2 protein-coding genes are annotated in these 573 nt (G+C 49.7%); both read right to left on the bottom strand.

Features of this window, described 5'->3' with window-relative positions; genetic code table 11:
- Window positions 1–332 (bottom strand): hypothetical protein (locus tag C900_RS27545; RefSeq protein WP_040497704.1); only part of this gene is annotated, 332 nt, incomplete at its 3' end.
- Window positions 333–347: 15 nt separating this feature from the next.
- The coding region (locus tag C900_RS27540; protein ID WP_040497703.1) for a hypothetical protein at window positions 348–573 on the bottom strand (226 nt) is incomplete at its 5' end.

Genomic DNA, 573 nt, shown 5'->3' with positions numbered 1-573 from the left:
ACTACTATGGTATTGGTACTGCTCAGTTTGATGGCATAGTCCATGATGTAGGTAGCATCGGTATTGCTTTGGGAAAGCCCGAAGTAGCGTTCTGCTCCTGTGGCATAGGCAGTGAACTCTGCCCAGCCGTCTGTACCGGCTGCCAGTGTCTCTGTTGAAGCGGCTCCACCATTGTCGGTGCCCCATCCTGCTGTTTTTACCAGGGTATTGGCAGTTTGTACTTCTGTGCCTACCAGGTCAGTCCAGGTGATGGCGCTGCCCTGTCCATAGAGGGTGGTGAGGCTTATAACAAAGAAGGCAGCGGTAAGTAAGTGTTTGTAAAGGTTGTTCATGTCTTCTTTTACTTTTTAGTTCCCTGCCGGTACTCCGTTTAAGGGGTGGTTATACAATAGTTCCATACCGAACAGGTCGGGGCGGGCATCGTTTTCGTTAACACCGGTTTCTATTTGTAGGCTGCTGTTGTTGATATTTTCCAGCCACCCTCTGATGTTGTAGCGATAGTCGACTGACTGGTGGGGCTGGTTGTTTTCTACGTGCAGGTTCTTTTCTATCAGCTCGCCCAGCTCGTTGTAT

The organism is Fulvivirga imtechensis AK7 (assembly GCF_000331535.1).
Taxonomy (GTDB): domain Bacteria; phylum Bacteroidota; class Bacteroidia; order Cytophagales; family Cyclobacteriaceae; genus Fulvivirga; species Fulvivirga imtechensis.
This window is presented reverse-complemented; position numbering and strand designations above follow the sequence as displayed.